General features: G+C 47.6%; 11 protein-coding genes and 1 tRNA gene. 10 read left to right on the top strand and 2 right to left on the bottom strand.

The genetic code is table 11. The annotated features are described in order from the left end of the window. Nucleotides 1-22: 22 nt before the first annotated feature. The 3 genes from LW808_004045 (at nucleotide 23) to LW808_004035 (ending at nucleotide 2287) form a co-directional block, all read left to right on the top strand. The gene (locus LW808_004045; GenBank protein UPA28438.1) at nucleotides 23-1333 is read left to right on the top strand and encodes a hypothetical protein; all 1311 of its coding nucleotides are present in this window, start codon (nucleotides 23-25) and stop codon (nucleotides 1331-1333) included. Nucleotides 1334-1434: 101 nt separating this feature from the next. Next, the gene (locus LW808_004040; protein UPA28437.1) at nucleotides 1435-1923 is read left to right on the top strand and encodes a type III secretion system chaperone; all 489 of its coding nucleotides are present in this window, start codon (nucleotides 1435-1437) and stop codon (nucleotides 1921-1923) included. Nucleotides 1924-1930: 7 nt separating this feature from the next. Further along, complete coding sequence (locus LW808_004035) at nucleotides 1931-2287, top strand: hypothetical protein (protein UPA28436.1); 357 nt, start codon at nucleotides 1931-1933, stop codon at nucleotides 2285-2287. A 4-nt stretch (nucleotides 2288-2291) separates the two neighbouring features. Here the strand turns inward: LW808_004035 and pheS are convergent, their stop codons facing one another. Then, entirely contained in the window at nucleotides 2292-3335 is a 1044-nt protein-coding gene (gene pheS / locus LW808_004030) for a phenylalanine--tRNA ligase subunit alpha (GenBank protein ID UPA28435.1), read from the bottom strand. A gap of 173 nt (nucleotides 3336-3508) precedes the next feature. Between pheS and LW808_004025 the strand changes: the two genes are divergently transcribed. From LW808_004025 to LW808_003995, 7 genes are all read left to right on the top strand, one after another. Beyond that, nucleotides 3509-4057: a hypothetical protein gene (locus LW808_004025; protein UPA28434.1), complete on the top strand. Its 549-nt coding sequence runs from the start codon at nucleotides 3509-3511 to the stop codon at nucleotides 4055-4057. A gap of 170 nt (nucleotides 4058-4227) precedes the next feature. Further along, complete coding sequence (locus tag LW808_004020; GenBank protein ID UPA28433.1) at nucleotides 4228-5082, top strand: VWA domain-containing protein; 855 nt, start codon at nucleotides 4228-4230, stop codon at nucleotides 5080-5082. Continuing rightward, entirely contained in the window at nucleotides 5079-7244 is a 2166-nt protein-coding gene (locus LW808_004015) for a VWA domain-containing protein (protein UPA28432.1), read from the top strand. Before LW808_004020 ends, LW808_004015 begins: the two co-directional genes overlap by 4 nt. Before the next feature lie 21 nt (nucleotides 7245-7265). After that, on the top strand, nucleotides 7266-8999 hold the full coding sequence (locus LW808_004010; protein ID UPA28431.1) for a BatD family protein: 1734 nt from the start codon (nucleotides 7266-7268) through the stop codon (nucleotides 8997-8999). Next, nucleotides 8996-9670, top strand: coding sequence for a hypothetical protein (locus LW808_004005; protein UPA28430.1), 675 nt, complete (start codon nucleotides 8996-8998; stop codon nucleotides 9668-9670). The genes LW808_004010 and LW808_004005 overlap by 4 nt, the downstream gene beginning before the upstream one ends. A 3-nt stretch (nucleotides 9671-9673) precedes the next feature. Next, nucleotides 9674-10408 (top strand): 16S rRNA (uracil(1498)-N(3))-methyltransferase, encoded by a 735-nt coding sequence (locus LW808_004000; protein ID UPA28429.1) that lies wholly within the window; start codon nucleotides 9674-9676, stop codon nucleotides 10406-10408. Then, complete coding sequence (locus LW808_003995; GenBank protein ID UPA28428.1) at nucleotides 10392-12551, top strand: ATP-dependent helicase; 2160 nt, start codon at nucleotides 10392-10394, stop codon at nucleotides 12549-12551. The genes LW808_004000 and LW808_003995 overlap by 17 nt, the downstream gene beginning before the upstream one ends. An 18-nt stretch (nucleotides 12552-12569) precedes the next feature. Here LW808_003995 and LW808_003990 read toward each other — a convergent pair. Continuing rightward, nucleotides 12570-12646 (bottom strand) — tRNA-Val (locus LW808_003990). Between the last annotated feature and the right edge of the window lie 8 nt (nucleotides 12647-12654).

Genomic DNA, 12654 nt, shown 5'->3' with positions numbered 1-12654 from the left:
GAATCGCCGGGGTTCTGTAAAGATGAGATCAGTAAGTAGATTGGGGAAGTTGGGTGGCTGTGTGGGCGCGCTATTGCTACTTGGTGGCTGTGAATCGGTTGGTCCTAAGGTGATTCAGGAGGTCAAACCGAGTTATAACGAGAGTATCGTTAAAACCGATAACGAGCAGCTATTATTAAATCTCGTACGCTTAAAATATCGCGAGACGACCTGTTTCCTCGAGGTGAGCAACATTGTTGAAAATCGCAAATTCACGACGCGTGTCGGTCCTCAGGGCTCTAAAATTAGTAAGCACGGCAATTTCGACGTCTCGCTCGGCGTCGCCTACATGGAAAATTTCCAAAATCCCAGTATCACATTCTCTCCACTAAAAGGGGAAAAATTCACCAAAGCGATTGCGACACCCATTCCGATCCCACTCGTTCTAGGACTCATTCAAACCGGTTGGTCGCCTAAGCGCGTGTTTAACATTTGTGTCGAGCGACTTAATCGGCTCGATAATGCTTCGGAGGCCTCCGGGCCCACCCCCAAACGCCCTCCGGAATACGAGTCCTTTGAGCAATGCGTTAAATTATTGAACCATCTCTATAAAGAAGATCTGCTCATTTTCGGTGTTGGTCGTAAGGATCTTGAGGAAACTCTGGGCCCTGTCCCCGGTAATGCGTTTCTTCGGCAGTGTTCACAAATCTGGGACTATTTCGTCCATGGAGTGAGGAAAATGGTTAGTCAGGAAATTACTGGTTTGCCATCTCTATCATCCCAACAGGACACCCCTTTGGCACAGTATGTTAAAGAGTTGAAACGTCTGTATAAGGGCATAAAACTTGTTTTGGGACCGGATAAAGACCTGATTATGAGGTTTAATTCCAATGACCCCAAGCAATCCGATATCCTCGAATTAAAGAAATCTCTCGAGCTAAATCCCGAAAAATCTGAGTTTAAGCTTACTTCGAATTTTTCTCATCTCGGAAGTGGAAAAGACCTTCTTGTGCGAACACGCTCCCTCATGGAGATTTTATTCTTCCTCTCCCATGCAGTCCAAGTACCGGAGGAAGATGTCGTCAACGGTTTAGTTAGCCAAACAATCGCCAAAGATGGTAGTATTTTCGACTGGGAACATCAACTTTCTGGAAAATGGCTCCATGTACTCTGTTCGACAGAACGCCAAGCACCCAAAAATTCAGCGGTTTGTGTCCGGCATCGCGGTAAGTGGTTCTATATCGCCGATAATGATCTCGATTCAAAGACCACATTTATGCTTCTTAAGCACCTATTTGACCTTCTCTCTGGAGATCCCAATACGGCTGTTCCAAGCCTCGTGATCGCAAACTAAAGGCCCCACATTTTAAACGACGAAACGCCAATGTTAATTTGGCGTTTTTTTATTGCGAAAATTGTAAAAATCAATTTTATCTCCGTCAGGGCACAGGGAAGATGGGAAACGCGGAGGACAAAACGGAAGTCAATGGTTTACTGAGGCAACTGGGGAAAGTGCTCGATTTACCCCTTGAACTAGACGCGAATAACCGATGTTTAATCCTCTTAGATGAAAAAATTGTACTCAATCTAGAGCTCGATGAGGAGCGCCATGAACTCATCGTGTATGCGTACATCAGCGTCGTCCCATTTGCGGCTAAAGAGTTAGTTTTAGGGATTTTACTGGAAGCAAACTTCTTCTGGCGGATTTCAAACGGTTCTACCTTTGCACTCGACAAACAGACACAAACTCTGGTATTGCAGCGCAAATTTGAGTTACCGTTGCGCGAAGTCGAAAATTTCGAAGACGACATCGCGGTTTTTGTCGATGTTGCTGAGGCCTGGATGAAGCGAATTGACGACATCTGCAGCGAAGCGGAACTACTACTCGAAGAAGATTCCAAGCCTAAAACGGAAGAAAAAGAGTACGGTTCATGGAAATATTAAGGAGGACATGATGGGAAGAAGAAAAAAGATTGTCGATGAAACTAATGAATTCGAAGATGAATTTATCGTCAGGAAAAGACCCAAAATTCCGAGTGACAGTTGGCAGGTCGTTCCTCATCGCAAACTACAGCACCGTAAAGCGGCCATCTACCGCGATCGCAAAAATTCCAAGGAAACAAAAATCCCCCCGTTAACCTCGCTCCACAGTCTTTCAAAAACCGTTCCGGTTCCCAATGTACCGAAAACACAGCTTAAAAAGCGGATTGGAAAGCAGGTCAATAGCGTCGAATTGAGCGTTTCTCAACTCGTTAAAATCACGCTCGTCGATTACAACTCCGTCAGCTACTTCCAGCGCGCATCCTAATTCATTACCGAGCGAACTGATCCAGAAAGCGAAGATCGTTTTGGTAAAACAGGCGTACGTCATCAATACCGTAACGTAACATAGCGAGGCGTTCAATGCCAAATCCCGCTGCGAAACCGGTATAGCGAGTTGGATCAATCCCGACGGCCTCAAAAACATTGGGATCGACAAGGCCACATCCCAAAACTTCGATCCACTGATCACTGAGCTTACCGATATTTTGTGCGCGAAAATCCATTTCAAAACTCGGCTCGGTAAACGGGAAAAAGCTCGGACGTAACCGTGTTCGGGTATTTTTCCCAAAAAATCGCTTCAGGGCATAGTCAAGAGTTGCGTAAAGATCGCATACGGAAACGTGTTCGTCGACATAGAGGGCCTCAAACTGGTGGAAGTTTGCGCTGTGCGTGGCATCTACCGTATCGCGTCGAAAAGTCCGTCCGGGAGAAACAACACGTAACGGAGGTTTTTCTTTAAGCATCGTCCGAATCTGGACCGTTGAGGTGTGGGAACGTAAAATATAGCGCTCGTCAGCGTGCTTACTCGTCGTACGCATCGTCACATCTTCGGGTAAAAAAAAGGTATCCATGGCATCGCGGGCTGGGTGCGACGGCGGCGTATTGAGCGCATCAAAGCAAAACCACTCCGTTTCGACCTCCGGACCATCAACGGTTACAAACCCAATGTGATGAAAAATCGTCTCTAACTCTTCGCGAACCTGGGTTAATGGATGAATACTTCCACGCCACGAATCTCGCGCGTTGAGTGTGATATCAAGTGATTGCGGCAGCTGACTTAAGAGATTTCGATCGGAGAGTTCTTGCGCCTTGGAAACAAAGAGCGACTCAATCGCGTCTTTTAATGTGTTTAACTGACGTCCAAATGCTGGTCGTTCTGAGGGCGACAGCTCCCGCACAGCCTGACTCGCTTTTCGAATCACTCCATTCGGACCTAAAAACTCCGCCTTTAACGACTCCAGCGTCGATAGCGAATCAACTATGGCAATTTTTTCGCGCGCCTTCTTAACGAGATCACTCCGCAACAACTCCATGCGCTCAGCTATAGAATTTTCCCAAAAAGTTCAAGTATGTGTCGCGAAAATTTCTGTGAAACAAGCGCATGTATTGACAATTTCCTCATCCCTCCTACCCTACAGGCCAACCCATGGGAATCTCTCGATTCGGTTTTTTTTATGCAGTAGCATGCGGCTCAGTTTCACCGTTAATGGCGAGCTCCGCGGTTGTTACGGAAGACTTCGAGGTTCCCAAAGAGCTTTTACCCGAGATTCCCCCTTTGCCGATTGGAGATTATCGTGTCCCTATTTTGACAACGCTGGGTATCTTATTGGGATTATTTTTACTCGGAATATTATGGCGTTGGTACCGTCGTTCTACCGCGCGTCCTACCCTACCGCTTACCTCGTATCAACAGCTTCTGAGCGACCTCAAAAAATCTCGCCAACTGCTTGGAAAAGCGCCTCATTTTTGTAGCGCTCTGTGTTTCGCTCTAAAGTCATATCTTCAGCGCGAATATCACCTTTCTCTGACCTGCCGGACGACGGAAGAATTTCTCAACCTTTTCAGTAAATCAACACAGTTTTCATGGCAACAGGTCGCCCTACTGTCCGACGTTTTACAGTCCTCCGACGTCGCGAAATTTGCCCGAGAGGCGCTGACTGAGGATATCCAAAAGGAACTTTTTGTTAAAACCTGTCGCTTTGCGCGCTTTGTACGGATCCACCACAGCAAACCTAAATCGACTCCCGCGACATGACCCAAAGCTTTACATTTCATGACCCATATTTTTTGTGGCTGCTGTTGCTACTGCCACTGTTTTTCGCATTGAAGCGAAAATATGTCCGTTATGCCACGTTCAAATTTTCGTCGATTGATGGCATAAAAAGATGCTTTACCAAAAAACCAAAACAACGCCCGATTCTTTCTATGCTTCGCTTCGGAGCGCTTTCGGCCATTGTTATCGCTCTGGCGCGCCCTCAGTGGGTATCGAAATTCACGGAAGTTAATTCAAGCGGCGTCGATATCATGCTCGCGATCGATGTTTCGGGATCGATGATGGGTCTCGATTTTAGCGATCGGGAAAAGACGATCACGCGCCTCGACATTGCCAAAGAGGTCACAAAGGTGTTTATCGAAAATCGCCCTAATGACCGCCTCGGAATGTGTGCTTTTGCCGGAGAACCGTACCTCGTGAGCCCTCTCACACTCAACCACACCTGGCTCAAAGACAATCTACGACGGCTTCACGTGAAGTTGATCGAGGATGGCACAGCAATCGGCGACACAATCTGCATGTGTGCCAATCGTCTCAAAAATAGCCAGGCTAAAAGCAAAATTATCGTACTTGTTACCGACGGCGACAACAACTGTGGTACGCTATCGCCGGTTGTCGCGGCCGAAGCAGCGGCAGCACTTGGAATTAAAATTTATACGATTGGCGTCGGGAAATCTGGCCTCGTCCCCTTCGCTGTTACCGATGAGCAAGGACACATACAGACGGATTACGACGGGAAATACATCGCAGTTCAGTACATGACAGAGCTCGATGAAGCCCCGTTGCGCGCAATCGCCGAACAAACCCAGGGCCAGTTCTTTCGGGCCGAAAATCGCGAGGAATTTTCCCAAATTTACGAAACCATCGATCAACTTGAAAAAACAGACGTAAAATTACAGCAGTACGCGATCGTCGATGAATGGTTCCCGTGGCTTGTTGCCGTCGCGATGTTATTACTGCTCCTCGAATTTCTCCTTCGAGCGACAAAACTACAACGCATCCCATGAGCTTGAACCGTGACATTGCGCTTATCTTTTTACCACTGCTGATCTTGTTTCTCTTCTTCGGTAGCACTTACGCCGCGGCACGCCGAAAACGTCGGCTCGCTCGTTTTGCTACAGAACGGCTGGCACCAATCCTGATGGCCAACGATAGCCCTGTACGTCGAAAGTGGAAGCACTTTTTATTTGTCGCCGCGGCTTTATTGGTGGGTGTCGCGCTTTGTCGCCCTCAGTTCGGAGAGGAAGAACGCGCAACGAAACCGAGAGGCGTCGATCTGCTATTCGCTGTTGACGTTTCCAAAAGCATGTTGGCCGAGGATATGAACCCCAATCGTCTCGAACGCACGAAACTCCTGATTCTTGATTTTTTACGCCAAGTTCCTGGCCATCGCGTGGGGCTCATCGCCTTTGCCGGAGAGGCCTTTTTGCAGTGCCCGCTAACTTTAGATTATGCCACGTTTGCGCACAGTCTACAGATGCTCGACACCGATATTATTCCTGTTCTTGGAACGTCGTTGAGTACGATGTTACGTATCGCAGAAACGGTCTACGAATCCTCTCCTAATCAAAAGGTGCTTTTTGTCTTTTCCGACGGTGAAGATCTAGTCGAAGGGCAAAGTTTGAGCATCAACCTCCCCAAAGACGTTTATGTCTACAGCGTCGGTATCGGTTCAACGGAAGAAACAACCATTCCCATTACGCTAGATGACGGAAGGGTTCAAGATCTTCAGGATCGCTATGGCAATGTCGTCAAGACGGTACTCGATGAGGCGACATTAAAAAAGTTAGCCGATGAAACAGGAGGACATTATCACCCATTCACCGCCGACTTGGGTTCATTATTGCTCCAGGAACTAAAAAAACAATTTCCGCTCAACCTTACCCAAGAGGCCGATATGTCAGTTGAACACATTCCCTGCGAACGCTATCTGTGGTTCTTACTGCCAGCATTCGTGCTGTTATTAATGGAAATGCTCATTGGGACTGCTCGGCGCCCCCCCCGCTACGGAATCTCAGCCTATTATAAACTTTCGATTTTCTTGGTTTCTGGGCTTCTCTGGACATTGTCTATTTCGCAAACCTTAGCACGCGAAAGTATTGGAGAAAAGCTTTTCCAGCGGGGACAATACGAGGATGCGCTCCATTTTTATGAGCAAACTAGTACGGATACTAAAGAAAAAACCTTTAACCAGGCCACGACACTTACCGCATTACAGAGATATCCTGAGGCTATTGAAACGTTTCAGAAAGCGCTCCAAGAAGCTCCCATTAATCTTCAGGAAAAAATTTATTACAACCTCGGGAACGCGCTCTTCAAGTACGGAGAAACTCTTCCAACTGCCCAAGAAAAGCGCGCACAATGGGAGGCAAGCCGCGACGCATTTTCTAATGCTATCGGATTAAATCAAAACTTTGATGACGCGAAAAAGAATTGGAAATACGTTGACGATTGCATCAAAAAATTAGAGGACCTGACGCCCCCAAAGGATCCCGACCAGAACGACCAGAACGACCAGAACGACCAGAACGACCAGAACGACCAGAACGACCAGAACGACCAGAACGACCAGAACGACCAGAACGACCAGAATCCGTCAGAATCTGACGAGAATAACAAAGACTCCGAACAAAAGGAAGATCCAGAAAATAACGCTGACAAAGAGGCAAATTCGGATAAGGAGGCACCGGAGGACAAGGACAAGGACAAGGACAAGGACAAGGACAAGGACAAGGACAAGGACAAGGACAAGGACAAGGACAAGGACAAGGACAAGGACAAGGACAAGGACAAGGACAAGGACAAGGACAAGGACAAGGACAAGGACAAGGACAAGGACAAGGACAAGGACAAGGACAAGGACAAGGACAAGGACAAGGACAAGGACAAGGACAAGGACAAGGACAAGGACAAGGACAAGGACAAGGACAAGGACAAGGACAAGGACAAGGACAAGGACAAGGACAAGGACCAAGGACAGCCTAAAAATCCTGACCCACAACAAGGAGAGCCCCAGCAAAATCCCGCTCAACCACAACCTTCTCCTTCAGGTTTATCCGCGGCGGAAGCGAAACAACTTCTCGATGGCCTTGAGGGCGATGAAAAAATTCTACCGCTTTATGCAGCACCGGAACAAATTACCACTCGCCAAATCGAAAAATTTTGGTAATAATATAGAAAATTAAGAGAGATGAGGTGTTTGTCGTCATTGATCGTTTTTTTGTGGACATGGCTTGTAATCAGCACTTCGGCCATAGCAGGGGCATCTAAAACATTAGCCGAAGGTAGCGTCGAAGCACGTTTTGAACCTAATCGGATCACACTCTCCGATGAAGCCCGTTATGTTATCGCGTTTACCAATATCGTTCCCTCGTCTTTCCGCTTACCCAACGTTCCTGGACTCCAACAGTTTGGCGAAAATACACAACAATCGGTCTTTAGTGCCAATGGCCGCGTAGTGCGTAAAACGCATATCATCTATTCCTTCGTCGCCGAACATACCGGAACGTTTACAATGCCCGCTTTCGATATCGCAGCCGAGGACGAGGTTATCACCATTCCGCCTTCCACATTGACGGTTACGGAGGATGCTCATGGGCACCAGACACGTCAAGAAATGGCCGGTGGTATCGAAGCAACGTTGAATGTCGCAACCACAGAAGCGTATGTTGGTCAACGCATTCCGATACAGATTGCACTTCGGATAACGGGAGATGACACCCAACTTCTACGTTGCATTCCTCCAGAAACCGTTAATGGCCATTGTATTTTGGGGCCTTTAGGCAAAGAACCTAAGGAAGGGTATCAAAACGGTGCGGAAGTCTTTACCTGGACGACTTGGGTTACTCCGATTAAGAGTGGGGATCTTTCTCTCGCCTTCAAAACAACCTGTTTATGCAAGGTTGTACAACCTCTCGGCTTATTTGCGATGGCCAGCCAGGTGCAGCGTGAGCTCGAGACCAACATCATTCCTCTAAAAGTTGCTGCATTGCCATCACCAGCACCCGAATCTTTTAGCGGCGCTATCGGTGATTTTTCATTCCAAAATTTCCATCTATCGTCAGATCGTACGCTCGCAGGTGAGCCGATTACCCTTTCGATTGATCTTTGCGGAGAAGGCAACTTTGATCGCATTCAAGCGCCCGCACTTCTTGCCGACGAGACTTGGAAATGCTTCGAACCTAAAACGAAGTTTAAAGAAATGGGACCGTCGAATGGTCAAAAAACATTCGAATACGTCATTATTCCGCAAAAGACCGGTGAGCTCGTACTGCCGACAATCAAGTTTGGCTACTTCTCCCCAACCGAACATGCCTACCGTGAGTTGGAGGTTGCCGATACCACGAAAATTCTCGTCTCACGCTCAACTAACGCATTGGTCGCACCACCGGCTCCGGTTGCGGGTTCTGTGTCGTCTTCCTCTGCCGCTCCGGCGCTCCATTTACTCACGCAAGATACATGGCCCTATCGCTCACTCTCCCCTTGGATCTTGCAATCTTGCATCCAACGTTGGTTGATAGCGATCATTGCCGCATTCCTACTCATCACAACGCTGAGCCTTTGGAAAAAGCATTCACAAGTAGCGCCTCAGAAATCTAAAAAATTGCCTCGACTCAATTTAAAGAAGGAACGCCAACAGTTGGTTAAAATGCTCCATAACAATGATGTCGATAGCGGTTACAAAGCGGCGCTCCAATTGCTCAATCGCACCGTCACGGGCAATGACTTCGAAAAAGAAATTTCGCGTGCGAAAATCCTCGATCGATGCCAAGCGGTCGCACCAGAGCAGCGTAAGTGGCTTGAAGAATTTTTAAACGAGGCAGACGACGTCGTTTTTGGCCAAAAACACGTACTCAAGTTATACGCGACGCGGCAAATCGATACCCTTCTTCGCATCATCCCACTCCTTAAAAAATCCTCATGAAACGTCTCATTTTTAGTCTTTTTCTGTCGCTTTCATCACTCTACGGCGACGATTTTTTCGATGCCAATGACGCGATTGAGCGCCAGGAGTATGCAGAGGCGATTGAGCATCTCAACGCCATCCCGACGCATTCATTCGCGAAATATTTTAACTTGGGCAGCGCGTATCTGCAGCAGGGAGATGAAGTCAACGCCCGGATTTCATTTGAGCGGGCACGCGATCTCGCGCCTTATCGCTCGGCCCTCGACGCCGCATATCAGGCCCTTCCTAGGGCTTCGGAACAGGGCCCACTAACGCCCCTTCTGGCTACCAAGTTTTATGCCGATGTGGCAGTTGGCGTTTTACTAATCCTGTTTGTTTTGCTTGGTTTCCTTGTCCTTCGGCGTCGATCAAAGTTTTATTACGTATTGTTGTGGCTGCTAAGTACTTCTTTTATCAGCTACGGTTACTATCTCAAACAGGCTCAACGCCAATGCGTTATCATTCGTAATGAGGCGCCGTTGCGTGTATCGCCGACATCGCAGGCAAGTGTTCTTATGTTTCTTGAACGAGGGAAACCCATTACGGCTTTAGAGCGCCATGGCGATTTTTTACTAGCGAAATTGCCGCAAGGGAAAAATGGCTGGATCGCTGTTAACGACGTCGCTTTTATTCTGCCTCCCCAGGAGTAAGACGTGATCCGGGCGTTTTACGATGGAGAATTGGAAGTTGGAAAATGTTGCCACTTGGAACGTAACGAGGCGCATCATGTATTTCGAGTTTTGCGGGCTCAACCGTCAGAAACCATTCAGCTTCTAGATGGCCATGGCACCATTGCAACAGGCTTAGTGGAGCCGGACCAAACGGTTCACATTCAAAAAATTCAGCACGCAACGGCATCACGCATCAACTTTTATCCTGCGCTGCTCAAAAGTAAGGCGATGGATTTTCTGATCCGAGAGGCGACAGCAATTGGTGTCCGAAAAATTTCCCCACTCATTACCGATCACAGCGAGGTCAAAATTCACGATTTGGAGAATAAACTACGGCATTGGAACGACATTGCTCGCGAGGCCTGCAAACAGTCGGGGAATGCTTTCCTTCCCGCGATTGAACCACCTCAAAAATCGTCAAAAATTATCCTTCCTTCACTGACGTTTGTTGCCGCACTTCACCCGTCTGCGCGTCCAATTTTGGATTATTACCAAGAACTAAGACAATTCCAAACGGATACAGAAATCGGAGTCGTCATCGGTCCAGAAGGTGATTTTTCGGAGCGTGAATATAAGGATTTTGAGGCGCCAAAACTTCGATTTGTCACCCTCAGCCGACAACACATCCTACGCTCTGAAACGGCAGCGCTCTATTTATTAAGCCTTGTCGACCAGCTGCAAATGTTACCTTCGTCAAGGTATGAAGCTTGCCGATGACGCAGCTCGTCAGCAGTTTATTCACGACCATCACACGAATTTTTCTGTCATCGCCCCCGCCGGTGTTGGAAAAACGACAGCAATCGTGGCGCGTATTGTTGCGATCATCCAGCAACGTTTCATACCATTTGACCAACTCTACGTAGTCACCTACACCAAGAAAGCCGCACAAGAACTCTACAATCGGACTCTTTCGAGACTTTTCACGCAAGGGGATAATCCCGAAACATCCATACAAAAAATCTTTTTCGGGACAATTCACGCCTTAGCCGATCGCATTTTACGCCAATATGGATCCCTTATCGACCTGCCTTCGGACTTCCAAATTGAGACACAAATGGATTCCCTATGGCAGGATTTTTTATACCAGGACAAACAGGAAATATCCATTCTTCCTCCCTATACCGCCTTTATCGAACTTGAAGATATCGAGCGCCTCGTACAAATGCATTCCGAAGACCAGTCGTCCGCACTAACGCCCACGGATCCGATTCCATTTCCAACAATTAATTGGAACCTCCTTTTGGATTTTCCTGCTAAAAACAACCGAACGATCGCAGAATTTCAAAATAATCTACGTCGCTGGATTCAGGAACCGACGCTTCCCTTTCCTTCGATGTCGTCAATGGCAAAGGATTTTGTTGAACTTTATCGCTCTGTAATGGAACCTGTTGAGGCGTCTTGTGCGCGCTATTTTCAACAACAATACGAAGCAGTTCGGGAGCAATTTTCCCGATTTCGCCTTCAAAATGGCCGACTCACATACTCGGATCTCATTGTTTTTGCCCAACAAGCACTTGCGATGCAGTCGCGCCGATCGGGAGCCTACGTTCTTCTCGATGAAGCACAGGACACAGATCCAGAACAATTTCAGTTATTGCTACAAATTGCAAGTGATTCGCCTCTAAGCAAGCCGAAATCTGGACACTTTTGTATGGTTGGTGATCCGCAGCAGTCGATCTACGAATCCCGTGCCAACGTTAGATTTTACCAAAATCTCTGCCATCGCTTGACTCAAGAAAATGCGCTGAAAACGCTCGAGTTTTCCGTAACGATGCGTTTTTCTGAAGCCATCGCAATTCATGTGAACCGGGTTTTTCAGCCGTTATTCGAACACTCCGGGCAACAAGTTGATTTTGTGCCCATAACCGCCATTAAAAAAGACGCCAATGCCTTGTGGCAATGCCTTCGCACAACGCAATCCGATGAAGAGGCACTCGTAACACTCTTCCAAAATAAAACCCCAAAAGATTTTGGCGTCACACATTGGAGTGAAATAGCGATTTTGGCTCCCCGGCGGACCTGGTTACAAGAACTTCAGCAAGCTTTTGCACGACCTGGTCTGCCAGAAATGCAAATCCATTCGAAGACAACAACATACCGCGAATTTCGCGAGTTTGCATGGATCGAAGCGTTGGTTGAGTTTTTATGGGATCCACAAAACACCTTTGAACTGGCAGGCATTTTACGAGAGATTTTTGGCTGTTCTGATGATGCGATCGCCTCTTACCTGACCACTCCATCCCCAGATCCTACTAGTCCTGTGCATTCTTGCTACATACAGCTCCATCATCTTGCCAAGGAACTGAACGAAAATATGCCACTGGCGATTATCGATACGTTACTTGAAAAATTAGAATTACGTAGTCGTATTTTAGCTGTCCAGCCGTGCTACCATGGCGACATTGAGCGAACCGTCATCCGGCTTGCGGCCCAATGTCCAACGCTTTTCGAGTTTAAATGCCAGCTCCATCAGCTTGTCTCAATGAGTCATGAGCCCGAGAGCATTAACGAAAACGCGCTCCAACTTTACACCTTTCACAAAGCCAAAGGGCTGGAGTGGCCCGTCGTTTTTATTCCCTTTATCAACCGCGAACCTTATCCGGCACCATCCATATTCCCTAATCTTATTCACGGACAAGTCGTGCTCAATAAGGCCCAACAGGAACGTATGTTTCCAAATCTTTCTGTCGAGACCCGCAACAACGCTCAGCGCCTACTCTATGTTGCTCTCACACGCCAACAGCAGCGGACAATCTTTATCGATGACGGCACAACACCTAAATCAAACTCGCTCAAAAACATCTTAGAGGGTGGCGTTCCATTTTTCGACAGGCTCCCAGCCCTCAACTACCACAGCTAAACGCCTATCCTGGCTTAGTGGTGGGAGATACTGGGCTCGAACCAGTGACCTCTTGCGTGTCATGCAAACGCTCTAACCAACTGAGCTAATCCCCCGTTGGCCG

This window comes from Verrucomicrobiota bacterium (assembly GCA_021294815.2).
GTDB lineage: Bacteria > Verrucomicrobiota > Verrucomicrobiia > Opitutales > LL51 > LL51.
This window is presented reverse-complemented; position numbering and strand designations above follow the sequence as displayed.

Bases quoted from the DNA above. Each gene is read 5' to 3' on its own strand.
- LW808_004045 (UPA28438.1), top strand. From the start codon at position 23: ATGAGATCAGTAAGTAGATTGGGGAAGTTGGGTGGCTGTGTGGGCGCG.
- LW808_004040 (UPA28437.1), top strand. From the start codon at position 1,435: ATGGGAAACGCGGAGGACAAAACGGAAGTCAATGGTTTACTGAGGCAA.
- LW808_004035 (UPA28436.1), top strand. From the start codon at position 1,931: ATGATGGGAAGAAGAAAAAAGATTGTCGATGAAACTAATGAATTCGAA.
- pheS (UPA28435.1), bottom strand. From the start codon at position 3,335: ATGGAGTTGTTGCGGAGTGATCTCGTTAAGAAGGCGCGCGAAAAAATT.
- LW808_004025 (UPA28434.1), top strand. From the start codon at position 3,509: ATGGCGAGCTCCGCGGTTGTTACGGAAGACTTCGAGGTTCCCAAAGAG.
- LW808_004020 (UPA28433.1), top strand. From the start codon at position 4,228: ATGCTTCGCTTCGGAGCGCTTTCGGCCATTGTTATCGCTCTGGCGCGC.
- LW808_004015 (UPA28432.1), top strand. From the start codon at position 5,079: ATGAGCTTGAACCGTGACATTGCGCTTATCTTTTTACCACTGCTGATC.
- LW808_004010 (UPA28431.1), top strand. From the start codon at position 7,266: ATGAGGTGTTTGTCGTCATTGATCGTTTTTTTGTGGACATGGCTTGTA.
- LW808_004005 (UPA28430.1), top strand. From the start codon at position 8,996: ATGAAACGTCTCATTTTTAGTCTTTTTCTGTCGCTTTCATCACTCTAC.
- LW808_003995 (UPA28428.1), top strand. From the start codon at position 10,392: ATGAAGCTTGCCGATGACGCAGCTCGTCAGCAGTTTATTCACGACCAT.